At 64.1% G+C, this 25,477-nt stretch carries 22 protein-coding genes; 14 read left to right on the top strand and 8 right to left on the bottom strand.

What is annotated here, in order from left to right:
* The first annotated feature begins 4 nt into the window (after positions 1-4).
* The gene (locus ACIGJB_RS19065; RefSeq protein WP_483733864.1) at positions 5-442 is read left to right on the top strand and encodes a PAS domain-containing protein; all 438 of its coding nucleotides are present in this window, start codon (positions 5-7) and stop codon (positions 440-442) included.
* 201 nt (positions 443-643) lie between these two features.
* Here the strand turns inward: ACIGJB_RS19065 and ACIGJB_RS19070 are convergent, their stop codons facing one another.
* Entirely contained in the window at positions 644-964 is a 321-nt protein-coding gene (locus tag ACIGJB_RS19070) for a hypothetical protein (protein WP_483733865.1), read from the bottom strand.
* A 632-nt stretch (positions 965-1,596) separates the two neighbouring features.
* Between ACIGJB_RS19070 and ACIGJB_RS19075 the strand changes: the two genes are divergently transcribed.
* Positions 1,597-2,499, top strand: coding sequence for an alpha/beta hydrolase (locus tag ACIGJB_RS19075; protein ID WP_483733866.1), 903 nt, complete (start codon positions 1,597-1,599; stop codon positions 2,497-2,499).
* 163 nt (positions 2,500-2,662) lie between these two features.
* On the top strand, positions 2,663-3,346 hold the full coding sequence (locus tag ACIGJB_RS19080; protein WP_483733867.1) for a Fe2+-dependent dioxygenase: 684 nt from the start codon (positions 2,663-2,665) through the stop codon (positions 3,344-3,346).
* 561 nt (positions 3,347-3,907) lie between these two features.
* Here the strand turns inward: ACIGJB_RS19080 and ACIGJB_RS19085 are convergent.
* Positions 3,908-6,175 carry a TonB-dependent receptor gene (locus ACIGJB_RS19085; protein ID WP_483733868.1) on the bottom strand — a complete coding sequence of 756 codons (2,268 nt, stop codon included), beginning with the start codon at positions 6,173-6,175 and terminating at the stop codon, positions 3,908-3,910.
* A gap of 322 nt (positions 6,176-6,497) precedes the next feature.
* On the opposite strand from ACIGJB_RS19085, the gene ACIGJB_RS19090 reads away from it, so the two are divergent.
* Complete coding sequence (locus ACIGJB_RS19090; protein WP_483733869.1) at positions 6,498-6,887, top strand: hypothetical protein; 390 nt, start codon at positions 6,498-6,500, stop codon at positions 6,885-6,887.
* Between the two features lie 63 nt (positions 6,888-6,950).
* Here the strand turns inward: ACIGJB_RS19090 and ACIGJB_RS19095 are convergent, their stop codons facing one another.
* Together ACIGJB_RS19095 and ACIGJB_RS19100 are read right to left on the bottom strand one after the other, a co-directional pair.
* Positions 6,951-7,253 carry a LysR family transcriptional regulator gene (locus ACIGJB_RS19095; protein WP_483713875.1) on the bottom strand — a complete coding sequence of 101 codons (303 nt, stop codon included), beginning with the start codon at positions 7,251-7,253 and terminating at the stop codon, positions 6,951-6,953.
* A gap of 103 nt (positions 7,254-7,356) precedes the next feature.
* Entirely contained in the window at positions 7,357-8,301 is a 945-nt protein-coding gene (locus ACIGJB_RS19100; protein WP_483733870.1) for a LysR family transcriptional regulator, read from the bottom strand.
* A gap of 205 nt (positions 8,302-8,506) precedes the next feature.
* On the opposite strand from ACIGJB_RS19100, the gene oxlT (ACIGJB_RS19105) reads away from it, so the two are divergent.
* From oxlT (ACIGJB_RS19105) to fdhF, 6 genes are all read left to right on the top strand, one after another.
* On the top strand, positions 8,507-9,829 hold the full coding sequence (oxlT, locus tag ACIGJB_RS19105) for an oxalate/formate MFS antiporter (RefSeq protein ID WP_483733871.1): 1,323 nt from the start codon (positions 8,507-8,509) through the stop codon (positions 9,827-9,829).
* A gap of 259 nt (positions 9,830-10,088) precedes the next feature.
* The gene (locus ACIGJB_RS19110; protein ID WP_483733872.1) at positions 10,089-11,021 is read left to right on the top strand and encodes a LysR family transcriptional regulator; all 933 of its coding nucleotides are present in this window, start codon (positions 10,089-10,091) and stop codon (positions 11,019-11,021) included.
* Positions 11,022-11,163: 142 nt separating this feature from the next.
* A complete protein-coding gene (locus ACIGJB_RS19115; protein WP_483733873.1) occupies positions 11,164-11,382 on the top strand; it encodes a hypothetical protein in 219 nt (72 codons plus the stop codon).
* Positions 11,383-12,037: 655 nt separating this feature from the next.
* Positions 12,038-13,357, top strand: coding sequence for an oxalate/formate MFS antiporter (oxlT, locus tag ACIGJB_RS19120; RefSeq protein WP_483733874.1), 1,320 nt, complete (start codon positions 12,038-12,040; stop codon positions 13,355-13,357).
* Between the two features lie 158 nt (positions 13,358-13,515).
* The gene (locus ACIGJB_RS19125) at positions 13,516-15,255 is read left to right on the top strand and encodes an NADH-ubiquinone oxidoreductase-F iron-sulfur binding region domain-containing protein (protein WP_483733875.1); all 1,740 of its coding nucleotides are present in this window, start codon (positions 13,516-13,518) and stop codon (positions 15,253-15,255) included.
* Positions 15,252-18,065 (top strand): formate dehydrogenase subunit alpha, encoded by a 2,814-nt coding sequence (gene fdhF, locus ACIGJB_RS19130; RefSeq protein WP_483733876.1) that lies wholly within the window; start codon positions 15,252-15,254, stop codon positions 18,063-18,065. Before ACIGJB_RS19125 ends, fdhF begins: the two co-directional genes overlap by 4 nt.
* Before the next feature lie 36 nt (positions 18,066-18,101).
* On the opposite strand, the gene ACIGJB_RS19135 is transcribed toward fdhF, so the two are convergent.
* Positions 18,102-18,317 (bottom strand): hypothetical protein, encoded by a 216-nt coding sequence (locus ACIGJB_RS19135; protein ID WP_483734726.1) that lies wholly within the window; start codon positions 18,315-18,317, stop codon positions 18,102-18,104.
* Between the two features lie 239 nt (positions 18,318-18,556).
* Here ACIGJB_RS19135 and ACIGJB_RS19140 point away from each other — a divergent pair, with 239 nt between their 5' ends.
* Positions 18,557-19,840, top strand: a complete 1,284-nt coding sequence (locus ACIGJB_RS19140; protein WP_483733877.1) for a serine hydrolase domain-containing protein — start codon at positions 18,557-18,559, stop codon at positions 19,838-19,840.
* A 70-nt stretch (positions 19,841-19,910) separates the two neighbouring features.
* On the top strand, positions 19,911-20,162 hold the full coding sequence (locus tag ACIGJB_RS19145; RefSeq protein WP_483733878.1) for a hypothetical protein: 252 nt from the start codon (positions 19,911-19,913) through the stop codon (positions 20,160-20,162).
* Between the two features lie 42 nt (positions 20,163-20,204).
* On the opposite strand, the gene ACIGJB_RS19150 is transcribed toward ACIGJB_RS19145, so the two are convergent.
* From ACIGJB_RS19150 to ACIGJB_RS19160, 3 genes are all read right to left on the bottom strand, one after another.
* Positions 20,205-21,560, bottom strand: coding sequence for an MFS transporter (locus ACIGJB_RS19150; protein WP_483733879.1), 1,356 nt, complete (start codon positions 21,558-21,560; stop codon positions 20,205-20,207).
* Between the two features lie 62 nt (positions 21,561-21,622).
* Entirely contained in the window at positions 21,623-22,384 is a 762-nt protein-coding gene (locus ACIGJB_RS19155) for an SDR family NAD(P)-dependent oxidoreductase (RefSeq protein ID WP_483733880.1), read from the bottom strand.
* A gap of 73 nt (positions 22,385-22,457) precedes the next feature.
* On the bottom strand, positions 22,458-24,227 hold the full coding sequence (locus tag ACIGJB_RS19160; RefSeq protein ID WP_483733881.1) for an FAD-dependent oxidoreductase: 1,770 nt from the start codon (positions 24,225-24,227) through the stop codon (positions 22,458-22,460).
* A 168-nt stretch (positions 24,228-24,395) separates the two neighbouring features.
* Here ACIGJB_RS19160 and ACIGJB_RS19165 point away from each other — a divergent pair, with 168 nt between their 5' ends.
* Both ACIGJB_RS19165 and ACIGJB_RS19170 read left to right on the top strand, forming a co-directional pair.
* Positions 24,396-25,193, top strand: a complete 798-nt coding sequence (locus ACIGJB_RS19165; protein WP_483733882.1) for an IclR family transcriptional regulator — start codon at positions 24,396-24,398, stop codon at positions 25,191-25,193.
* Positions 25,194-25,225: 32 nt separating this feature from the next.
* Positions 25,226-25,471 carry an AbrB/MazE/SpoVT family DNA-binding domain-containing protein gene (locus ACIGJB_RS19170; protein WP_483733883.1) on the top strand — a complete coding sequence of 82 codons (246 nt, stop codon included), beginning with the start codon at positions 25,226-25,228 and terminating at the stop codon, positions 25,469-25,471.
* Positions 25,472-25,477: the final 6 nt, after the last annotated feature.

Genomic DNA, 25,477 nt, shown 5'->3' on the forward strand with positions numbered 1-25,477 from the left:
TCCCATGCAAGCCAGCATCGACTACGAGCAACTGGTGTCCGCCATTGGCGACGCCATCATCATCTCCGACGCCAAGGGCGCCATTACGCTCTGGAACCCGGCGGCCGAGCGCATGTTCGGCTATACGCAGGCTGAAGCCATGGGCCAGTCGCTGGATCTGATCATCCCGGAGCGTCTGCGCGGCCGTCACTGGGAGGGCTACGACAAGACCATGGCCACCGGCATCACGCGCTACGGAAGCGATCTGCTGAAAGTGCCGGCGGTGGACAAGGACGGCAAGGCGATGTCGATTGCCTTCACCGTGGCGCTGCTGCACGGACCAGACGGGCAGATCTCGGGAATCGTGGCCACCATTCGCGATGAGACGGTGCGCTTCCAGGAGGAGCGGGCCTTGCGCAAGAAGATTGCCGAACTCGAGGCGCAGGTTAAGACCGCGGCGTAGGTGCTAATGCCGTTCAGTTAACCACTGTCATTCCCGCGCAGGCGGGAACCCAGTGCCTTCAAACGACGCTGGATTCCCGCCTGCGCGGGAATGACGTGGTGGTTGATACCTTATATGAACGGCATTTCGGCGTAGGAGCACAATGGCCGGCGCGCCTGCCGGGGGCCTGAGGTGCCCTTCCGGGGCACGCATGAAGGACGTTCAGTCGTCCTCGCGCCAGTGGCGCCATTCCCGGTGACGCTCACGCCATTCGTGCTCGCGCCAACGCTGCTCGCGCCATTCGTGCTCACGCCACTCGCGGTCGCGCCAGCCGCCGTAGTAACCCGGGGCAACAACAACCGGCTGCGGCTGGACGACCACGGGCGGTGGCGGCGCGTAGACAGGCGCCGCATAGACCGGTGGGGCGACAAGGACCGGCCCGGGCAGCCCGATGCCGATGCCGACGTCAACGTGGGCTTGCGCGCTGGCCGATGCAAGGGCTGAAAGTCCGGCCAGCAGGCCGATGGTCAGGAACTTCTTCATGGTCAAATGCCTCGTGAGGTCGGGAGGGGCCGCCAGCCGGTCCCCGTCTGATCCCGCTTGAGCCGCTAACGGGACCGCGGCGCTGTCCGATGACGCGGAATCCGGGGCAATTTGTATCCAAATCTGTCCGGTCCACTATCAAAGCCACTGGGCGGCGTACCTGTCGCGGCTTGCCGCTCAGCCCCGCCTAAGTCTTCTTCCATACAGTCGCATCCTGAGTCTTGCCCGAGCTTGCAACATGGATGCCCTCAATCGCACCGTTTTCGTGCTGCTCGCGCAGTTGTTCGGCGAGGACTGCATCTGGCTGTTCGCAAGTAGATCGCAAATCTGACTCTCGCGCGCATAGGGGCGTGATTTTCTCGGAATAATATTAAAAATAAAACAATGATTATTCCTGAATCGGATATGGATTGCCTCTAAAGGCTCCGGATGCGTGGCTGGGCACGCATTTGGCCGCATGCCTGGCTCGCCCTTGTTGCGGGAGGCGGGTAAATCCTCACATAAAAGCCACGCCTGGCGTGACAGACTAGGTGCCCGCGAATGTCAACGAGATGACGCTTTGTTTCGTTTACAAACGATTACGTGCTAAGTGGCGAAGACGCTGCACAGTGCTGCCCGCCGCAGTGCCTCGAATGAAAGTGAATAAAAAAGTGGATGCAAAGTTGTTGAATGGCGATGTCACCGGTTCACGCAATACGACGGCGGCTCTTTTGATCCCCGGACTTGGCGGCACGGAACATGAACTGCGGCTGGTAGAGAAGGCACTGAAGGGAAAAGGATACGAAACGAAGTGCGCCGTACTGCCGGGACACGGCACGCGTCCCGAGGATCTCGTCGGCGTGCGATTCGAGCACTGGATCGAAGCCGTTTCCGCGCAATACCTGGACTTGCGTGCCAGGCACGATACCGTCCACATCGTCGGCATGTGCATGGGCGCCTTGCTGGCGCTGGCGCTCAGTCAACTGGTCGGCGAGAAGCGGGGAAGGGTCGTGGCCCTGGCGACGCCGGTGTTCCTGGATGGCTGGTCGCTGCCCTGGTACCGCTGGGTGCGGCATCTGGCCTATCACGTTCCCAGCTTGCGCGACCGTTACCGCGTGAAGGAATCCGAGCCGTTTGGCGTCAAGAACGGCGTCTTGCGCGCGGCGATCAAGGCCCGCTTCCTGCGGGGCGATACCTTCCACTATTCCTGGACACCGCTCGCCTGCATCCGCGAACTTGATCGCCTGCGCCGCCATGTGCGCAAGTGCGCGCGCTACGTGCCGCGCCCGGCCATGATCATCCATGCGCGCGAAGACGAGCTGACCAGCCTGCGTTCGGCCTACTACCTGAACCGGCAGATCCACGCGTCGCGGCTGCTGGTCGTCGAAGAGAGCTATCACATGCTCAGTATCGACAACGACCGGCGGCTGGTCGCCGAGACCGTGGCGCAGTTCCTCGGTGAAGACGAACGCGGCGTCGACGGTGTCGGAGCCCTGCTGCCCCGCACGTTTCCCGCCCCCGCCAACGAGCCGTTCCGGCCGATGGCGGCAGGCTAAGGCGCGCAGTCCGGCCAAAAGCGACCGGACTGCGAGTTATGCCATCACATGGCGCTTGACCCGGGTCAGTAAGGAATGATTCTCGTTTGTATTGGGTGGCGTTTTTCCCTACAATCGGCGCTCTGTTCTGCTCACAACCCCGATTCGAGAAGGTGGGTCAAGCATGATGCTGCAGATTCCGGACGTCCTGTCCAAGATCCAGGTGGCGCAATGCCGGCAACTGATGGATGCCGCGGAATGGACTGACGGCAATGCAACATCCGGACATCAGTCGGCGCTCGCCAAGCGCAATATGCAATTGCCGGAGGGTTCGCCGGTTGCGCGGCAAGTGGGCGACCTGATCCAGGATGCGCTGGGTGCCAACGCGACGTTCTTCGCCGCAGCGTTGCCGCTGAAGGTGTTTCCGCCCTTGTTCAACCGCTACGAAGGCGGCCACGCGTTCGACAACCATGTCGACAACGCCATCCGCTACTTGCGCGGTACCGGCTTTCGGATACGCAGCGACCTGTCGGCGACGCTGTTCCTGACGGAGCTGGAAGACTACGACGGTGGCGAGCTGGTGGTGGAAGACACCTACGGCCAGCATCGCGTCAAACTGCCGGCGGGGCACATGGTGCTGTATCCGGCCACGAGCCTGCACCACGTCACGCCGGTCACGCGCGGCGCGCGCGTGTCATCGTTCTTCTGGATCCAGAGCATGGTGCGCGACGATGGACAACGCGCCTTGCTGTTTGAGCTCGATACGCGCATCCAGCATGTTGCGCAGGCGATGGGACAGAAGGATGCCGACGTGGTTGGGTTGACCGGGGTGTATCACAATCTCCTGCGGCGATGGGCTGATGCTTGACCGATTGCATGGCAGTTCGCTGCCTGCGTCGCGAAAAAAGGTTCTTCGCTGAATTGCGTGGCTTCGTTCACACTGGGCTGCGCGCACTAAGTGAAACCGAGGGGAGGGAAGGCAAGAGAAGAAACGGAAGTACCAGCATCTGCGCCGCTGATGACGTCCCTTCTGTCGACTACTGAGCCGCGCAGCAACCGAAGGCGATGATGCGATAACGCGCGCAGTGTCGGGCCACGGACAGGTTCGGGGCTGGTTCAATCATTGCCGGAGAGCCTGCATACGGACGCGCTCCACGCGGCAGGCAGCGGGGCAGACTCTGAAGCGAATACCCGTACGAAATCCTTCGCACACTACGATCAATATTCGTCCGTTAGGACAAGTAAACGCGTTTTTTGGTTACTTTTTGTCGCTCGGACAAAAAGTGACTCGCAGGCTACGCCTGCGAAACAGCGGCGCCCGCCAAGAACGACGCCCGTTCAAATCCAAAACCAAAAAGCCCGCGGGCCCGGCATGACGCCGAAACCCGCGGTCACTCGCAATGGTTGCATCAATCCCGCGAGGGCATCTTTAGAACCTGAAGTTTGCCGTCAACATCCCAAACCGCCCCGGTGCCAGCGCCGCATAGTGCGACGCGTAGGCCTTGGTGTAGTACGTCTTGTCGAACAGGTTCTGGATATTCAGCTGCAGCGTCAGGTTCTTGTTGACGCGGTAGGCGCCCATCAGATCAAAGCGCCAGTACGCTGGCACATACAGCGAGTTGGCCGCGTTGCCATACACCTGGCTGACATAGTAGGCGCCGCCACCCACCGTCAAGGCTGGCAGGACCTGGTAGGTCGACCACAGGCTGAAGCTGTTCTTCGGCGTATTGGGAAACTGGTTGCCATTGTTGATGGCATTCGCTGCCTGCGGACCGTTGTCGATCAGTTCGCTGTCCAGGTAGGTATAGCCGCCGAACACGCCCCACTTGTCCGTGAGGTTACCTGCGAAGCCCAGCTCGAAACCCTTCACGCGCTGCTTGCCGGCGTTGATGGTGGTGTTGGCGTCCAGCGCCACGCGGGCGTTGTTCTTCTCGATCTGGAAGATGGCGCCGGTCAGCGACAGGCGGCGCGACAACAGGTCCCACTTGGTGCCGAGTTCGATCGCGCGCGAGCGCTCCGGGTCCAGACTGCGTTGCGTCGCGGCGATATTGTCGGCGCCGTCGCCATTGGTCGAGCCCGGCGGTGTCGACGCCGTGCCATACGACAGGTAGATGCTGCCGTACTCCACCGGCTTGTAGACGATGCCGGCCTGGTAGTTGAAGAAGTGCGAGTTGTTGCGGATATCCGCCACCGCCACGGCCGCACCTGTGTTCGGGTTCTTGTAAGCCGGAGTGAAGGCGTGGGTGTTGTAGTTGTCGTAGCGCACGCCGCCGTTGACCAGCCATTGCCTGGTGATCTCGACGGTGTCGAACAGGTAGACCGATTGGGTGCTGGTGGTCGTGGTCGTGGTGTACGGCATCTTGGAGATGCTGCCGCGCCACGGGTCGTTCGGGGTCGGGTTGTACAGCGACGTGCAGTCGAAGCTGGCCAGCAATCCCGCATTGCAGGTGCTGCCTGACGGGCCGGCCGAGACCACGTTGTACGGATTGTTCTCGGTGTTGTCGCGGCTGAACTCGAAGCCGAAGCTGGCGTTGTGCTTGAGCGGGCCGGTATGGAACTCGGCGCTCAGGTCAGTGGCGTTGGTGAGCGTCTCGGTACTCGAGTCGCGGCTCTTGGTGCTGCGGTACACGTAGCCATTCACCACATTGCCACGGCTGTCATCGGGATTGGTGACGATGTAGTTGTTGCTGGCACGGCCCCAGCGCGTGGTGTTGCTGAACACCAGGCCGTTGCGGAAATCATGCTTGATGATCGCGGTGGCGATGTCCGATTGCGTCTTCTGGAAGTCGCGGTCGGTCAGGCCGTAGAAGTTGTTGCGATTGACGTTCGCCGGACCGATCGGGTTCTCTTTCGTCGGCGCCGCCGAGCCACGGTTGTACGGGATGCTGTAGTCGGGCATGCCGTTGCCTTGCAGGTGGTAGTACTGCAGCGTGATCTGGGTCGGCGAATTCAGGCCGAACGTCACCGACGGCGCAAAGCCCCACGAGCGCTGGTCGACTTCATTGCGGCCGGGCACGTCGAAGCTCTGGCCCATGGCGTTCAGACGCACGGCGGTGTTGTCGTTGAGCAGGTAGTTGCCGTCCGCCGTCGCGCGGAAGTACGAGTCCGTGCCGACGCCCAGCGATCCCTGCGTGAAGGTCTCGGCCGTCGGCAGCTTGGACACGATATTGATCATGCCGCCGGCCGATCCCTTGCCGCCGAAGGCCGAGCTGGGGCCCTTGATGACCTCGATGCGGTCGATATTGAAGGTGTCGCGCGTCTGCGAAGCGGTGTCGCGCACGCCGTCGACGTAGATGCTCGACATCGAGTCGAAGCCGCGGATGAAAGGACGATCGCCGATCGGGTTGCCGCCCTCGCCGGCGCCAAAGGTAATGCCCGGCGTGGTCCGCAACGCCTCCTGCAGGGAACCTGAACCAGTTTGCTGCACGACTTCGGCGGGTACCACCGTGACGGACTTCGGGGTGTCGAGCAGCGGGGCGGTGAACTTGGACGACTGGGCTGTATCGACCTTGTAGCCGTCGTCCCTCGCGCCCGTCACGGTCACGCTCTGCAACGTCACCGGCTTGGTTTCAGTCGTTGCCCCGGCGGCCGCCTTGCTTTCCTGGGCCCCGGCACCCTGCATGGCAAAGGCTGCCACCGCACCGGCCAGCGCCGAGGCGAGCGGATTCAGCCGCAATGTGTCCTGTTGTCCTTTCACGTTCTACCTTCCCTTTCTGGTTCATCAATGCATGGTTATGAACACAAGTTCAGGCCGCGTAGAAGCCTTTCATTGAAGTCATCCATGACGGGGCGTGAGTATAAGGCGGTATAAATCAAAAGACAAATACGAATCATTCGTATTTAATGACAAGGACGATAGATGGATGCGATAAAAGTGGTGTTTATAGCTATTTTCCACCTTAAAAATGTGCTTCATGGGGCGCAATGCGTGAAGAAATTGCATTTCTTCACGCGAATCTCTCTGCTGTGCGGTGTTCGCCCCGACTGACCGCGGCGCTCATGCCGTGCAGGCGCTGGTCGTGGACAACGCCGGATTTGCCGCGCGTGCGGACGCCATTGCGGCGCGCGGCGTGGTGCCGCGCATCCTGTCGCTCCATGACAGCGAAGCCGTTGCCGGCCTGGCCACCGGGGCGGCCGGCATGGATGGCTCGGACCTGCGAGCCGAGCGGCGATGCGACCGAGATCACCAAGCTCTCGTACACGGGCGGCACCACCGGGCGCTCCAAGGGCATCCTGCATACCCGCCGCACGGTGGTGAACCGACGATCGCCGAATCCGGTGTGCCGGGGTCCGAGGTCGTGGGCTGGATGGCGGCGTTCGTGCCGAAGGGCACGCCGCCTTCGGTCGTAGCGCGCCTGAACCAGGTTATCAACCAGGCGCAGAAGTCTTACCGTCCGCGACATTCATGACTAGAAAACAAAAAAAGCGAGCGCGCCCCGTGAGCGCGCTCGCTTCAAATGTGGCCGGGCGTCTCAGTTGAGATGTCCGACCGCTCGCAGGTACTCGTTTTTCTTGTCGAAGATCAGCTGGCTCAGGAAGGCTGCGTCGTAAGCCTTCAGCAAATGGGTATGGTGTTCCTCGATATAGCGCGCCACGCGTGCCTTCTCGCATTCGATGCCGCACAGCCATTCGTACATGGCCTCGTCCCAACGGAAGCGCAGGCCCAGCTCGATGAACGCTGCGTTGTAGGCCGCGAGCTGGGTGGCACGCGGAAGCGGCTGGTTGTCATGACCGAGCGTGGCGGCCGGCTGGTGTTCGATGTGGACCTGGTTCATGGCGTGTCTCCTGTCTTCGCTCTAGCGGTGGGTTGAGGGAAGCATAGGGGTGGCCATGGATTTACGATAATTAAAGTTTCACCGAGAAATCATAAGTCGTTGTTTATATATCCTCGTGCCGGATCAGGCCCTCAACGCCGGTGATGCGCTGGATCAGGCTGGCGCCTTCTTCCATCAGGAATTGCTTGAAGGCGAGCGCCACGGGCGGCAACCGCTTGTTCTTGCGGTGCACCACATACCAGTTGAGCATGACCGGAAAGCCCTGGATGTCGAGCACGGCAAGCTTGCCGGCCTGCAGTTCGAGTCCCACGGTATGGGCGGAGAGAAAGGCAATGCCCATGTTGGCGATGACCGCCTGCTTGATGGTCTCCGTGCTCTTGATCTCCATCGCGATGCGCAGGTTGGACAGCTTGCCGGCAAAACCTTCCTGCATCGAGTTCCAGGTGTCGGACCCTTTCTCGCGCGAGACGAACGCCTCGTCGGTCAGCTCCGACAGCGGGATATTGCGCTGTCCGACCAGCGGATGGGTAGGCGCCGCGACGATCACATAAGGGTGCGGCGCGAAGGTCTCGTTGATCGTGTCCATGCCCTCGGGCGGGCGCACCATGATGGCGAGGTCGGTGAGGTTGCCGGCCAGCTGGTGCATCAGTTCCTCGCGGTTGTGCACTGCAAGATTCAGCGTCACGCCATCGTGGCGCTCCATGAATTCCGCCAGCAGCCGCGGAAAGAAATAATCGCCCGCGCTGATCACCGCAACGTTCAGCCGGCCGCCCGAAATGCCCTTGAGCTGGGACATGGCATCTTCGGCTTCGCGGAATTGCTGGATGATGCTGCGGCTGTAATGCAGCATTTCGTGCCCCGCGGGCGTGAGATAGATCTTCTTGCCCAACTGCTCGAACAACGGCAGGCCGACGTGGTTTTCCAGTTGCCGGACCTGCGTCGAGACAGCGGGCTGGGTCAGGTGCAGCTCTTCGGCGGCGCGCGAAAAGCTCATGTGCCGGGCAACGGTTTCAAAGACTTTCAGCTGTCGCAGCGTGGCGTTCTTCATGTCGTTCCGTGCAATATATAAACGTTCGTCAATGCATATGATAAAAAACTTTAAGCGGTCTGAATCTTAGATTGAAGTAGCATCAATCCCACAGATTTGCATGCCGCAATGTCAGGCGCCGATCTCATTGTGTAGGGCCCACCCCACAGAGGCCCCGAAAAGCGTTCCGCCAGGGGAACGCATGAACAGCACCAGGAGACAGTAGATGGCGCATCAAGAAACGGCGGCCACGACCGGGAACGGACGTGGGCTGCAAAACCGTTGGTTCCAGTTGGCCGTAGGCGTGGTTTGCATGGGTTTGGTGGCAAACCTGCAGTATGGCTGGACCCTCTTCGTGTCACCGATGGACGCCAAGCATCACTGGGGCACGTCCGCAATCCAGGTGGCGTTTTCCATATTTATCGTGACCGAAACCTGGCTCGTGCCGTTGGAAGGCTGGCTGGTGGACAAGTTCGGCCCGCGGCCGGTGGTCGCTGGCGGCGCGCTTTGCGCCGGCCTGGCATGGGTGATGAACGCGTATGCGACGACGCTGCCGGAGTTGTATGCGGCAGCCGTGATCGCTGGTATCGGCGCCGGTGGCGTGTATGGCACCTGCGTCGGCAATGCGCTGAAGTGGTTCCCGGACAAGCGCGGTCTGGCTGCAGGCCTGACTGCCGCGGGCTTTGGCGCGGGCTCGGCGATCACGGTGATTCCGATCGCCAGCATGATCCAGAGCTCCGGCTATGAACATGCCTTCCTGTTCTTCGGCATCCTGCAGGGCGTGGCGATCTTCGCGCTGTCGCTGCTGCTGGTGAAGCCGCGTGCGCCGAAGGGTGCGGTGGCGGCGAAGGCCGTGCTGACCAACCCGGTGGAATTCACGCCCGGACAGATGGTCAAGACGCCGGTGTTCTGGCTGATCTATGTGAGCTTCGTGGCGGTGGCCGCGGGCGGCATCATGGCCACGGCGCAGCTGGGCCCGATCGCCAAGGACTTCGGCTTCGCCTCGATGCCGATCACGATGCTGGGCATGACGCTGCCGCTGCTGACGATGACGCTGTCGATCGACAACCTGTGCAACGGCTTCACCCGTCCGTTGTGCGGCTTCCTGTCGGACCGCTTCGGCCGCGAGAACACGATGTTCGTGATCTTTATCGGCGAAGGCCTGGCCCTGCTTGGCCTGATGAAGTTCGGCCACGACCCATACGCCTTCATGTTCTTCGCCGCGCTGACGTTCCTGTTCTGGGGCGAGATCTTCTCAATCTTCCCGGCGCTGTGCGCAGACACGTTCGGCAGCAAGTTCGCTGCAGCCAATGCAGGCACCTTGTACACGGCGAAAGGCACGGCGGCGATGCTGGTCCCGCTCGCCTCGGTGCTGTCGGCGCGCGGTGGCTGGGATGCCGTGTTCACGGTTGCAGCGGTGGTGACGATCGCGGCGGGCCTGTCGGCGAAGCTGGTGCTGGCGCCGATGCGCAAACGGTTCATCACGGGCCATTCGGACGCGGTGGCGGTCTCGGATGCCACGTTCATGGCGCGGAGAGAAGCCGAATAAGACGGTGTGCGCGAGAGATTGGGTGGGCGCGGACATGTCTCCGAGCCCCCCATGCCCCCGGCAAGCGGTCTGCGCATGGCGCAGGCCTTTTGCCATGTGGGCCAGGGGAACAACCACACAAAACAACACATAAAACAGGCGGACGGGCCGCCAAGGAGACAGCCGTGAGCAGACTGCAATCATCCACGCTTGCCGCAGGACAGCATCGCAGCCTGGCGCTGCCGTTGCCGCAATGGACCCAGGGCGGAGGAGGGCGGCCATGAATATCTCGCTTCCCCAACTGAAGGCGTTCGCCGCGGTCGCGCGGCACAAGAGCTTCACGCGCGCCGCCGCCGAACTGGGCCTGACGCAATCGGCCGTGAGCCGCAGCGTGCGCGAACTGGAAGAGGAGATCGACCAGCGCCTGTTCGACCGCACCACGCGCCAGGTCGAGCTGACCGATGCGGGCCAGCACCTGTCGCAACGGATCTGCCACCTGATCGAAGAAGTCGAGCAGACCTTGCGCGACAGCCAGGGTGCGGCGCGGCCGTCGCAAGGGCTGGTGCAGATCGCGACCGATCCCGTGCTCAGTTCGATGTCGGTGCCGGGATGGCTGGCCGGTTGCCGCAAGGCCTGGCCCGCGATCGCGATCCACCTGAAGGATCGTTCGCAGGAATCCGTGCTGCAAAGCGTGCGCAGCGGCGAAGTGGACTTCGGCATCGCCACCGATCCGCAATCGGGCGACGACCTGTATTGCGAACCGCTGTGCATCGATCCGTATCACGCCGTGCTGCCGGCAGAGCATCCGCTCGCGTCGCGCGACGCCATTGCGTGGGGCGACTTATGCAATGCCAACGTGCTCACGCTGGACCAGCAATGCGGAGTCCAGCCCGCTGTGGAAAAGGCGCTCAGCCATCATCATGTGCGCGCGGGTTCGTTGCAGTTGCTGGGACACTTCGCCGCCGTATTCGGCATGGTGGCGCTGGGCCTCGGCATCGGCGTAGTGCCTTCGCGCGCGCAGGCCGGGGGGCTGCATCCGGCCGCCGTCATGCGGCCGCTGCGGCCTCAGGTGACATCTACGGTGATGTTGGTGCGGCGCAAGAGCCGGTCGCTGAAACCGAATGCCGCGGCGATCTGGGATGCACTGCGTGGACTCGAGTACAAGGACACGGTCGAGCCGAGCCGCCAACCTCCGCTGGTGCAGGAAGCCTAGGAAAGCCGGGCGCAGCAGGCCCGGTGCGGCGTTGTTGCATTGATGCAAAACTCTACTGATATATTACATACAGGATATTTACACATACTGCGGCGCAGCATATAATGAAAACTCCTAACCACAACGCAACTGGAGTTTTCAGATGGAAGTCGCTCTTCTCTTCGTTCTTGGCCTTGGCCTGATCGCTGCTGGCGTCGGCATGACGACGCTGCTCGCTACGCGCCTGCCGATGGATGCGCTCGTGACCGCGCAGGCACACGGTCGCTTCGCCGGTCTGGGTTCGAACCAGAAAGACGATGGCGTCGGACGCGTTCGTCCGTCGCGCACGGTGGCGGCTGCCGGCGAACTGGCATACGCCTGACCTGCCGGCATTCGACGCCGTCATGACTGAACGGCGCATCCTATAAGGGTTGTAGCGGCCGGCAACCCTTGGAGCAGCACCTGCATCCTGCATTGATGTAAGAGCCTTGGCAGCTGATACACGCCCAGGGACAGCGCAGGCACCATGCAGATCGGCCGCTATCTCCGTCGTGGCAGCGCATTCGCGCATGCCGCCGTCCCAGTCGCCGGATCGCCCGGCATCTTCGTCCCCTTCCGATTTTGTCCATACAAACGGGTAATGTCTTAGTTGTATCTATCTAGGGACTTTCCCCAGCCCGGTTGTTTTCCCCGATTTCCAGCGCTGCGAATCGCGTCATGCTGAAGTCAGGTGCGGCCCTCCGGATTGATGCGACAAATGACCCTAACCGCTTGATTCCAAAAGCTTTCGGATATGGAAAAGCAGCACGGTTGATGCGTGCCACGCACCAGTCGCGCAAGCCCGTCGCGACACGCTCCTTTTTTGCGGAAAAGTCATGCTGCAGAGCCGCGAAGAATACGCTTGACTTGGTTGATATATCACATACCGTATAGCACTAGAACGGCTCAGCTGTTCGAGCAAGGCGGTATCGAGAGGCGTCAGAAGGCGCCCATATCTTCCACCACAGGCGGTTGCGACTGCCTAGAAGGAGACATCAATGGAACTGCAGCAGAGGGAGTCCACGTCGCGCTTTGCGTCGCCGTGGGTACAGCTGGTCTTCGGCGTCATCTGTATGGCGATGATTGCCAACATGCAGTACGGGTGGACGCTGTTCGTGAACCCGATCGATGACAAGTACCACTGGGGCCGCACCGCGATCCAGGTTGCGTTCACCATCTTCGTCGTGACCGAGACCTGGCTGGTGCCGATCGAAGGCTACCTGGTGGACAAGTATGGTCCGCGCCCTGTGGTCGTGGGTGGCGGTCTGCTTTGCGCCGTGGCCTGGGTGTTGAACTCGATGGCGTCGTCGCTGCCGATGCTGTACTTCGCGGCGGCCATCGGCGGTGTCGGCGCGGGCGCGGTCTATGGCACCTGCGTGGGCAATGCGCTGAAGTGGTTCCCGAACCGGCGCGGGCTGGCCGCGGGGATTACCGCAGCGGGCTTCGGCGCGGGATCCGCGATGACGGTGGTGCCCATCGCCAACATGATCAAGTCCTCGGGCTACGAAGCCACGTTCCTGTGGTTCGGCCTGGGCCAGGGCCTGATCGTGTTCTTCCTGGGCATGGCCCTGTATCCGCCGTCGGCCAAGATCCTGAGCGAGGTCAAGTCGACCCTCAAGGCTGCCGCGACCTACAACGCCACGCCGCGCCAGGTGCTGAAGTCGCCGATCTTCTGGATCATGTACGCGATGTTCGTGATGATGGCCGCCGGGGGACTGATGGCGACCGCGCAGCTCGGCCCGATCGCCAAGGACTTCGGCCTGCATGATTCGCCGGTGTCGATCCTCGGCCTGACGCTGCCCGCGCTGACCTTCGCGCTGACCATCGACCGCGTGCTCAACGGCCTGACGCGTCCGTTCTTCGGCTGGATCTCGGACCATATCGGCCGCGAGCGCACCATGTTCTTCGCCTTCGCGGTGGAGGCAGTCGGCATCCTGCTGCTGTCCAAGTATGGCCACAACCCGGTGGCGTTCGTGGTGCTGACCGGCATCGTGTTCTTCGCCTGGGGCGAGATCTACAGCCTGTTCCCCGCGACTTGCGGCGACACCTTCGGGCCGAAGTTCGCCGCCACCAATGCCGGCCTGCTGTACACGGCCAAGGGCACGGCCGCGCTGCTGGTGCCGTTCTCCAGCGTGATCACGGCGGCGACGGGCGACTGGCATGCGGTGTTCGTGCTGGCCTCGGCCATGGCTGGCCTGTCCGCCTTCCTCGCGCTGTTTGTCCTCAAGCCGATGCGCGAAGCGCATGCCCGCAAGCATGTGCATGCCAATACCGCGAGCCCGATGGGGTACCGCGCGGTGCCGGAGGACCTGACCTGATGAAGAAAGCCGTACGGCGTGCCGCCGCCATCACCGTACACAGGCGGCGCCGCCGGTAGCACAATACGAGGAAGGAAAAGAGAAAGAGCGACAGGAAGGCTGCCCGCAAGGGCGCCTTCCTGAACGCCTTCATAGCGCCCGCAGGAGACACGCATTCCATGAATCAGGTTGTCATTCCCATCGACGCCACCGGGCTCGGGCGGCTGCGCAAGCGGCGCCAGCCCAAGGGCCGGCAGGTCGACGCCGCCGCGCTGGCGGAAGTCCGGGCCGCGCTTGGCGACACGCCGCGCCGCCGCGACCTGCTGATCGAGCATCTGCACTGCATCCAGGACCGCTACGGCCAACTGGCGATGCCGCATCTGGTCGCGCTGGCGCAGGAACTGGGGCTGGCCATGACCGAGGTGTACGAGGTCGCCACGTTCTACCACCACTTCGACGTCGTCCGTGAAGACGCCGACGGGCAGATCGCACCGCCGCCTTCGCTGACGGTGCGCGTGTGCGAAGGCATTGCGTGCGAGATGGCTGGTGCACAGTCGCTGCTGGACAAACTCCCCGCGTTGCTTGGCACGGATGTGCGCGTGGTCGCGGCGCCCTGCATCGGCCGATGCGAGAAAGCGCCGGCTGCGCTGATCGGGCAAAAGCCGCTGGACGGCGCCACGGTTGCCGCCGTGGAGGCGTGCGTGGCCGCCGGAACCATCCACGATGAATCCGTGGCGCAGACCGGCTATGCCGACTACCGTGCAAGCGGCGGCTACGCGCTGCTCGACGCGCTGGCGCAAGGCACGCTCGAACCGGCCGCCGTGCTTTGCACGATGGAGGACTCCGGGCTGCGCGGCCTCGGTGGCGCGGGTTTCCCGACCGGCCGCAAATGGCGCATCGTCGGCAACGAGCCGGCGCCGCGCCTCATGGCTGTCAATATCGACGAAGGCGAGCCCGGCACGTTCAAGGACCGCGTTTACCTGGAACGCGATCCGCACCGCTTCCTGGAAGGCATGCTGATTGCCGCGGCGGTGGTGCAGGTGTCGGCGATCTATATCTACCTGCGCGACGAATATGCGGGGTGCCGCGCTATCCTCACGCAGGCGCTGCAGGAACTGCGCGACGATCCACCCGTGGGGGGCCTGCCGCAGATCGAACTGCGCCGCGGCGCGGGCGCCTATATCTGCGGCGAAGAGTCGGCCATGATCGAATCGATCGAAGGCAAGCGCGGCATGCCGCGCCTGCGGCCGCCGTACGTGGCGCAGGTGGGCTTGTTTGGCCGGCCCACGCTCGAACACAACTTTGAAACGCTCTACTGGGTGCGCGACATCCTGGAAAACGGCGCCGAATGGTTCGCGTCGCAGGGCAGGCATGGCCGCAAGGGGCTGCGCTCGTTCTCGGTGTCCGGCCGCGTTCGCCGGCCTGGCGTGCACCTCGCACCGGCCGGCATCACGGTGCGCGAGCTGATCGACGAATACTGCGGCGGCATGCTCGACGGGCACAGCTTCTATGCTTACCTGCCCGGCGGCGCGTCGGGCGGCATCCTGCCCGCGTCGATGGGCAATATCCCGCTGGATTTCGACACGCTGCAGCCGCATGGCTGCTTTATCGGCTCGGCGGCGATCGTGGTGCTGTCCGACCAGGATAGCGCCGTCGGCGCGGCGCGCAACCTGATGCATTTCTTCCGGCATGAGTCGTGCGGCCAATGCACGCCTTGCCGCGTGGGCACGGCCAAGGCATACGACCTGATCCGCGCGCCGCAATGGGACCTGCCCGCGCTGGAGGATCTGTCGGCCGTGATGCGCGATGCATCGATCTGCGGCCTCGGGCAGGCCGCGCCGAACCCGGTCGATTGCGTGATCCGCTATTTCCCTCATGAATTGCAAGCGGCGCCGCAGCGCCCGGAGGCACAGGCATGAATGCGCTGACGCGCGCCGAACGCGCGCTGGTCGAATCCACCGAGCCTTCCGTCTCGTTTACGCTGAACGGCCGTGAAGTGACTGCACAGCCGGGCGAGAGCCTGCTGAAGGTGGCACAGCGCGAAGGCTTTGACGTACCCCATCTTTGCTACAAGGACGGACTGGAGCCAGCCGGCAATTGCCGCGCCTGCATGGTCGAGATACAGGGCGAGCGCGTCCTGGCGCCGTCGTGCTGCCGGTATCCGTCGCAGGGCATGACCGTGCAGACGGAATCCGAGCGCGCGCGGCGCGCCCAGCGCACGGTGCTGGAGTTGCTGCAGTCGGACATGCCGGAAGCCGAATACACGCGGAACAACGAACTGGACCAGTGGTCCGCACGCCTGGAAGTCGGCAAGCCGCGCTTCGCGCCGCGCGAGCGCGTAGCCGCGGATCTCTCGCATCCCGCCATCGCCGTCAACCTGGACGCCTGCATTCAATGCACGCGCTGCGTGCGCGCGTGCCGCGACGAGCAGGTCAACGACGTAATCGGCCTGGCGCTGCGTGGTGACGCGGCGCGGATCGTCTTCGATATGGACGACCCGATGGGCGCATCCACGTGCGTGGCCTGCGGCGAATGCGTGCAGGCGTGCCCGACCGGCGCGCTGATGCCGGCGCGCGACGCGGCGCTGGCGGTGCCGGACAAGCAGGTGGAGTCCGTGTGCCCATACTGCGGCGTGGGCTGCCAGCTCACCTACAACATCAAGGACAACCGCATCCTCTATGTCGAGGGGCGCGATGGCCCGGCCAACCACGCGCGCCTGTGCGTGAAGGGCCGCTATGGCTTCGACTACGTGCAGCATCCGCAGCGCCTGACCGTGCCGCTGATCCGGCGCGAAGGCGTGCCAAAGCGCGGCGACTTCGTCATGGACCCGGACCACGTGATGGACGTGTTCCGCGAAGCGACCTGGGAAGAAGCGCTCGCGCGGGCCAGCGGCAAGCTTGTGCAGATCCGCGATACGCACGGCAAGCGCGCGCTGGCCGGCTTCGGCTCGGCCAAGGGCAGCAATGAAGAGGCCTACCTGTTCCAGAAGCTCGTGCGCACGGGCTTCGGCAGCAACAACGTCGACCACTGCACGCGGCTGTGCCACGCGTCGTCGGTCGCGGCGCTGCTCGAAGGCATCGGTTCCGGCGCGGTGTCGAACCCGGTGATGGACGTGGACCGCGCCGAGGTCGTGATCGTGATCGGCGCGAACCCGACCGTGAACCACCCCGTAGCGGCAAGCTGGATCAAGAACGCGGTGAAAAACGGCACGAAGCTCATCGTGGCCGATCCGCGGCGCTCGGACCTGGCGCGCTTTGCGTGGCGTTTCCTGCAGTTCACGCCGGACGCGGATGTCGCGCTGCTCAACGCGATGATGCATGTGATCGTCACAGAAGGCCTGGTCAACCAGGACTTCATCGACAGCCGCACCATCGGCTTCGACGAGCTGCGGCGCAACGTGGCTGCGTTCAGCCCCGAATTGATGGCGCCGGTATGCGGCATCGATGCGCAGACCATCCGCGAAGTCGCGCGCGCCTATGCCACGTCGAAGGGCTCGATGATCCTGTGGGGCATGGGCGTGTCGCAGCACGTGCACGGCACCGACAACGCGCGCTGCCTGATTGCGCTGGCGCTGATGACGGGCCAGATCGGCCGTCCCGGCACCGGCCTGCATCCGCTGCGCGGCCAGAACAACGTGCAGGGCGCGTCCGATGCGGGCCTGATCCCGATGATGTACCCGGATTACCGCCGCGTGGACGACCCCGACGCCATTGCCAGCTTTGAGAAGCTGTGGGGCATGCCGCTCGACCATCAGCCGGGCCTGACCGTGGTCGAGATCATGGATGCGATCGGGCGTGGCGAGGTGCGCGGCATGTATATCATGGGCGAGAACCCGGCCATGTCCGACCCGGATGCCGAACATGCGCGCGAGGCGCTGGCCGCGCTGGACCACCTCGTGGTGCAGGACATCTTCCTGACCGAGACCGCCTACCTGGCCGACGTGGTGCTGCCGGCATCGGCCTTCCCGGAAAAGACCGGGACCTTCACCAACACGGACCGCACCGTGCAGCTCGGGCGTCAGGCACTGTTGCCGCCGGGGCAGGCCAGGCAAGACCTGTGGATCATCCAGCAGATGGCGCAAGGCCTTGGGTTGGAGTGGCAGTACGGCAGCGTGGCCGACGTGTTCGACGAGATGCGCCATGCCATGCCGAGCATTGGCGGCGTGACGTGGGACCGGTTGCAGGCGTCGGGCGCGGTGACCTATCCCTGCCGCGCCGAAGGCGATCCGGGCGAGCCGGTGATCTTCACCGACCGGTTCCCGACCGCCACCGGACGCGGCCGTTTTGTTCCGGCGGACATCGTTCCCGCGGACGAACGGCCCGACACGGACTATCCGATGGTGCTGATCACCGGACGCCAGCTCGAACACTGGCACACCGGCAGCATGACGCGGCGCGCGGGCGTGCTCGATGCCATCGAGCCCGATCCGGTGGCGCTTGTCCATCCGCTCGACCTGGCCGATCTCGGTGGCCAGCCGGGCGACGTCGTCACGCTGGCCTCGCGGCGCGGACAGGTGTCGCTGTACGCGCGCGCCGATGCCGGCACGCCGCGCGGGGCCGTGTTCGTGCCGTTCTGCTACTACGAGGCGGCCATCAACAAGCTCACCAATGCGGCGCTGGACCCATTCGGCAAGATCCCTGAGTTCAAGTACTGCGCGATCAAGGTGACCCTTGGCGGGACGGCGCCCACGCAGTCGAGCTACGGCGGGGGCAGGGTATTGGGAGGCTGACAGGCGAGGCAGGTGTCCGCCTGTCAGCACGCAGCATCAGTACTTGATGTCGCGGGCCGTCTGCCGGCCACCTTGCTTGGTCTCCCGCTTGTCCTGCCGGCAGCCAGCATTGCTCTTCTGGTTGGCCGCGCGGCAATCCTGCTTGGTATGCCGTGAGTCCTGGCGCGTATCTTGCCGGACATCGCGTGCGGCGCGGCGTTGCTCTCCCTGCTCCGTGGCCGAGGACATTCCAGACCATGCGGTCAGCGCCATCGCAACCGCCAGCGCGGTGAATCCTGGTTTCCATGCGTGCATGATGTGATCTCCGTTTGAAAGACATCCGCGAACCATCCAATGCTAGTGGATACTGTCGGCTCGTGGGGCGATCGGGCCGCTAGCCCAGGCTCCTGAGGTGTACGCATGGCGCGAACGGTCACCCGATGTCATGATGGCGGGACAGGCGCCGCCAGCGGCGGCACGCCGGCCACGGCAAAACCGGGAGACAGACAAATATGCAGAGCAGGGAAACGCAGGGGATGTCCCGCGAGCGGCTTGCACGCGTTGAACGCTTCATCCACGAATCCTATATCGCCACCGGCAAGCTGCCCGGCGCGCTGATCCAGGTCTGGCGGCGCGGCGAACTGGCGCTGAACTCGGTGCTCGGCCTCGCCGACCGAGAGCGGCAGGTGCCGCTCGCGCAGGATTCGATCTTCCGCATCTACTCGATGACCAAGCCCGTGACGTCGGTGGCGATCATGATGCTGGTCGAGGAATGCAGGATCGCGCTGGATGATCCGGTCAGCAAATACATCCCTGCGTGGGAAAACCTCGGCGTCCATGCGGGCGGCTTCATGGAAAGCTTCCAGACGCGTGCGCCGGCACGGCCGATGCTGGTGGTCGACCTGCTGCGGCACACCTCGGGCCTGACCTACGGCTTCCAGCAGAACACCAACGTCGACGCCGCGTATCGCAAGCTGAAGCTCGGCGAACTGGCCACCGATGGCACGCTCGACGAGATGATCGACAAGCTTGCCACGCTGCCGCTCGAATTTTCGCCGGGCGAGGCGTGGAATTACTCCGTATCGACCGACGTGCTCGGCTACCTGGTCGGCAAGGTCAGCGGCATGCCGTTCGAGACTTTCCTGAAGCAGCGCATCTTCGATCCGCTCGGCATGGTCGACACGGATTTCCATGTGCCGGAAGACAAGGCATCGCGCTTCTGCGCATGCTACGCGGTGGGTGTTCTCGGTTCGAAAGTCGTGTCGAAAAAGGGACCGATGCTGCAGGACGACCCGCGGACGAGTCCTTACCTCAAGCCGCCCAGCTTTATCTCGGGCGGCGGCGGCCTGGTGTCGACGGCCGCGGACTACATGCGCTTCGCACGCATGCTGCTGCAAGGCGGCGAACTCGACGGCGTGCGGCTGCTGTCGCCGAAGACGCTGAAGCTGATGACGGCCAACCACCTGCCCGGCGGAGTGGACCTGCCGGCCTTGTCGCGCTCGATGTTCAGCGAGGCCACCTATGACGGCGTGGGCTTCGGGCTCGGTTTTGCCACCACGGTGCGGCCCGAATCCACGCTGATTCCCGGAAGCGCCGGTGATTTCTTCTGGGGCGGCGCGGCCAGCACTTTCTTCTGGGTGGATCCGCAGGAGGAACTGATCGGTCTCTTCCTGACCCAGCTTCTGCCTTCTTCGGCGTATCCAGTGCGGCGCCAACTGCGCACGCTGGTCTACAGCGCCATCACCGAAGCGGGGCCTGCGGCGCGTCGAGCGCGGACCATCGCGGGCACCGTCTAAAATGTCGATATGGGCGCCGGCCGGGATGGCTGGTGCCGGGGATTGACACGACAGAATCGGACACGTTGACATGAGGAAAGCCAAGACGCTGATTATCGCGATCACCCTCGCCGCAGCCACCCCGTTCGCGCAGGCGAGCCTGTCCGGGGATGCCCATGCATTCAAGGACAACATCAAGGCGGCTGGCAAGAAAGGTGGCCATGCCGTGCGCGATGCAACATTCGCGATCGGCCGCGGCGTGAAGTCAGGTGCGCATGCAGTCGGTGATGCGACCAAGCAGGGTTTTCACGCGACCAAGCGCGCGGTGACGGGACACGAGTAGAAAAATAGAAGAAGACACCCGGCGATGCCGGGTGCGTCAGCCTCACTTCGCTGCACTTGTGACCGCATAAGCCTGCCGTGGCCGCGCAATCATGAAAACCGCCCATGCAGCCGCCAGGGCCGGAACGGCCAGCAAGCCGAACACCGCGCCGAAATCCCAGCCAATGCCCAACAGCGCCCCGCCGGCAAATGATCCGGCCACGCCACCGATCCGGCCGATGCCTTGCATCCAGGCGACGCCGGTCGTGCGCGCCTCGGTCGGATAGAGGCTCGCGGCATACGTCGACATCGACGTCGCCGCGCTCGTGACCAGCGTGCCGCACGCAAACAACGACGCGCCCAGGTAGGCGGGATGGTCGACGCACCGCCCGACTACGGCGACCAGTACCGCCGCCAGCACGTACGCAACCACGATGGTGCGATTCGCATCGAAGCGGTCCATCAGCCAGCCCGCCACGAGGTTGCCGAGCAGGCCGCCAAGCGGGAACACCGCAGCCAGCAGGGCGCCGTGCTCGATGCTGAAGCCGGCCTCGCGGAATAGCGTCGGCATCCAGTTCGTCATGAGGTAGTAGATCACCAGCCCCATGAAGCACGACAGCCAAAGCAGCAGTGTGCGCCGCCGATACGGTTCCGACAGGATGAGCGCAAGTGCCGAGCCTTGGTTCCCGGGGGCTTCCTGACCCACCCGCGCGACGAACGCACAGGCGTCCAGACGCTGGCCCGGGGCGATCCGCTGGAGAATGCGTGCGATCTTGTCGCGCGTGCCCGGGCGCACTGCCAGGAACTGTGCCGACTCCGGCAGCAGCGCGAGCAGCAGCACCGCCAGAGCCAGCGGCCCGATGCCGCCAGCCGTCAGCACGCTGCGCCAGCCGAAATGCGGAATCAGCCAGGCGGAAGCCGCTCCGCCCGAAACCAGGCCAAAGGAAAAACCGCAGTACATGGCGTTGACCGTGAACGCGCGCAGACGCTTCGGCGCGTACTCGGACATCATGGTGATGGTCGTGGGCATCGCCGCGCCCAGGCCCAATCCCGTCAGGAAGCGAAGAGCCGTCAGCATGGCGAGCGATTGCGCATGGGCCGCGGCGAGCGTCCAGGCGCCGAACGCTGCGACCGCCGCGACCAGCACCGTCTTGCGGCCAATGCGGTCCGCAATGGGGCCGGCGAAGATCGCGCCGAGACTCAGGCCCGCGAGTGCAGCACTCATGACGGTGCCGAGTTCGCTGCGTGGAATCCCCCATTCCTGTGCGAGCGATGGCGCAATAAAGCCGATGGCCGCGGTGTCGTAGCCATCCGCCGCGACGATCAGGAAGCAGAAGATGAGCACCAGCCATTGGCAGGGCGAAAAGCGTTCGGCGTCGATGAACGCCTGCACGTCGATCGTGCGGGAGGCCTGTTTCATCGGTTGTCTCCTGGATGGCGGGCAAGCGCTGTGCGGCTTGCCTCTGTTTTCGGTTTCAGTAATCAGGCGGCGAGATAGCCGCCATCCACAGGCAGCGTTACGCCCGTGACGTAGGTGGACATCGACGAAGCCAGGAACAGCACCGCCCCCACCAGTTCCTCGGGTTTGCCGACGCGGTTCATGGGAATGCGGGCCATGAAGCGTTCGAGCTTTGCCGGATCGGATCGCGTCGTGACGGTCATCGGCGTTTCGATCACGCCCGGCGCGATCGCATTGACGCGCACGCCATCCTTCGCCAGGTCGGCTGCCAGCGATTGCGTGAGCATCTTCACCGCGCCTTTCGACGGCGAGTAGCCCAGGGTGTTTGCCTGCCCCGAGAAGGACGCGATGGACGCGACATTGACGATCGCGCCCCGCGTCTTGCGCAGCGACGGCAGCCATGCGTGGCAGACGTTGAAAGTGCCTTCGTGGTTGACCCGCATGACGCGCTGCAGGTTGGCCAGTGCATTGGCGCTGTCGATGCCATCGCGGATCAGGATGCCGGCGTTGTTCACGAGCACGTCGACCTGGCCGACAGTCGCGGTGATGCTCTCGGCAACGGTGCTGCATTGGGCGGCGTCTGTCACGTCCAGCGCGCACGCGTGCGCACGGTGTCCGCGTGCTTCGATCATCGCCGCCGTGTCGCGGACATTGGCTTCGTCCATGTCGGTGACGACGACGCTTGCGCCGGCTTCGGCAAGGCCGAGGGCAATGGCCCGGCCGTTACCCTGGCCTGCGCCGGTGACGAAAGCGATTTTCCCGGTGAGGAGTGAGGGAATGTTCATGATGGATATGGAGACAGGATCGGATTGACCGCGACCACCGGCGGCAGTCGCGGGACGGCAAGGCGCGTGGCGATCAGTGCATCGCTACAGCTTCGCCAGCGGGTTTGCGCGCTGGCGCGGCGACAGGTTCGCGTGGCGACGCCTCGATGTGGTCGGCGATGTGGTTGCCCACGATGTAGCCGAAAGTCAGGCCGGGGCCAAGCGTGATGCCCGCACCGCTGTACTCGCCGCCCATGATGCTCGCCGCATCGTTGCCGGCGGCGTACAGCCCGGCAATTGCACAGCCGTCCGCGCTCACGACCTGCGCGTGCTCGTTGGTGCGCAGGCCCATGAAGGAACCGAGATCGCCCGGGACGAGCTTGAGCGCGTAGAACGGTCCGGTGGCCAGTGGCGCGACACACGGGTTGGGCGCGTGCAAGGCATCGCCCTGATAGCGGTTGTACGCCTTGCTGCCGCGCCCGAACTCGGGATCGCGCCCATACTGCGCGTGGTCGTTGTACTGGCGGATGGTGGTGGCGAGCGTGGCCGGATCGACGCCGATCTGCTGTGCGAGCGCCGCGATGGTCCGGCCGCGCCGCAGGTAGCCATTGCGCAGGTGCGGACCGAGCGGCAGCGGGAACGGCTTCACATAGCCCAGCCCGTAGCGGCGGATGGCGGCATGATCGGCAATCAGCCAGCACGCGGTCTCGCGCTTGCCGCGCGACGCGGCGATCATGGCCTGCACCAGATCGTGGTACGAGTTCGACTCGTTGGCGAAGCGCCGGCCGTCCAGGCTGACGGCGATCACGCCCGGTTTCGCGCGGTCGATGAAGTGGGGCATGATGCCGGTCGTGCCGTCCTTGCGCGGCACCAGCGACATCGGCGTCCAGGCCGCGGCATTCGACAGGCTTTTGTCGAACAGGCCGCCGACTTCCTCGGCCATGCGCGCGCCATCGCCCACGTTGGTCTGCGGTGTGGGCGAAAAATGGCCATGGCCGGCCTTCACGTGCGGGTAAGTCTCCTTGAGACGTTCGTTGTTGTGCGGGAATCCGCCGCTGGCCAGGACCACGCCGTGGCGCGCCTTTACGCTGACGCGCTGCCCGTTGCGCTCGATCACGGCACCGGTGACGCGCTCGCCGTCATACAGCAGCCGCGAGGCCGGCGAAGACAACCACACCGGGATCGACAGGTCCGAGGCTGACTTCGCCAGCCGCGCGGCCAGCGCATTGCCGTTGGTCAGCGTCATGCCGCGCCCGTACTTCATCACCTCCATGAAATGCCGGGTCAGCCGTTTGGCGACATACCAGGCCGACGCCAGCGAGCGCGTAACCCGCATGAAGTGGACGATTTCCTTGCCCGAGCCGATCGTCACGCCGAACACCGTCAATTCCGGCAGCACCGGGCCAAGCGTCTTGAGCAGCGGGCCCAGTTCGCGCGCGTCATAGGGCCGCGTGACCATCGAGCGCCCGCCCTGCGCGGCCCCGGGCGCTTCGGCGTGATAGTCGGGGAACGTAAGCGGCATGTCGAACTGGACAGCGGTCTTCGACATGAAGAACTCGACGGCCTTCGGGCCATTGGCCAGGAAGGCGCGCACGCGCGCCTCGTCAAAGCCCGCGCCGGCCTGGTTGCGGATATAGGTCAGCGCCTGGTCGGGCAGTTCGTGATGGCCATAGGCCCTCGCCAGGTGCGTGTTCGGAATCCAAAGCCAACCACCCGAGCGGGCGGTGGTGCCGCCGTAGTAGCTGGCCTTCTCGACCACGACCACCTTCAGTCCGCGACTGGCGGCTGTGATGGCCGCCGACATGCCGGCCACGCCCGATCCGATCACCAGGACATCGCAGGTTTCCTCTTGCTGTGTAGACATCGACTTCTCCGTTCAAGTGCGGGCGGGACCGGCGTCTGGCGGCCACGCCATGTTTGCTAGATTAATCCTAGCGCGATTGAAAATATCTACACGTTAACCCGGCGCTTATGCGCTAGATAATGTCTAGTGCTATACTGGCCTCTCATTCCCATTCCTGGCAGGACACACGTGGACCACACCGAGCCGGCTCCCGAGCGGGAGCGCCGCGGCATACAGTCGATTGAAGTCGGGGGAGAAATCCTGAAGGTGCTCGCGGCCGAGGCGCGGCCGATGGCGCTGCGCGATCTCGTCAAGGCGGCCAGCATGCCGTCCGGCAAGATCCACCCGTACCTGGTCAGCTTCGGGAAAATCGGGCTGGTCGCGCAGGACCCGGTCACCGGGCACTACTTGCTGGGCCCGATGGCGATCCAGCTCGGGCTGACCAGCCTGCAGACGCTGAACCCGATCCGCGAGGCGACGCCGTTCGCGGAAGCATTGTCCGAGGAGACCTCGCATGCGGTGGCGCTGGCCGTGTGGGGCAATCTCGGGCCGGTGATCGTGCGGCTGATCGAGGCGTCCTATCCGATCCACACGAATATCCGGACCGGGACGGTCATGTCGCTGGCCAATACGGCGACAGGGCGCGTCTTCTCGGCATTCCTGCCGCGCAAGGTCACCGAGCAGCTGTTGCTGGACGACCGCGTCCGGTTGGGTCCGGACATCGCCCATCCGCTCGACGCGGCCGTGGTCGAGGAAATGATTGTGGAAGCGCGGACGCGCCTCATGTCCCGCAGCCTCAATCATCCGACGCCGGGGATCGTCGCGTTCTCGGCGCCGGTCTTTGACTATTCGGGGAACATTGCGCTGACGGTCACCATCATGGGACCGACCGGCACGGTCGATACCGACTGGGACGGCCCTGTCGCACAGGCGCTGCGCCGTTGCGTGGGGGCGATCTCGAAGCGACTGGGGCACCGCGGCGAGTAGGCCTCCCATCCATGCAAATATCAGGAGGTGCTATGGCTTCTGCAACCATGACATCGAAAGGGCAGGTCACGATCCCTGTGGATGTGCGGACGCATCTTGGCCTGTCTACCGGGGACCGGATCGAATTCGTGTTCAATGAACAAACGGGACGCTATGAAATCGTCCCGGCCAACTGCTCGGTAACCGCTCTCAAAGGCATTGTTCGCAAGCCCGCGAAGCCTGTTTCGGTAGGCGACATGAACGCAGCGATATCGGAACAAGGGGCCGCCGCCCGATGACTGGTC

Source organism: Cupriavidus sp. C2SS-8b (assembly GCF_057073745.1).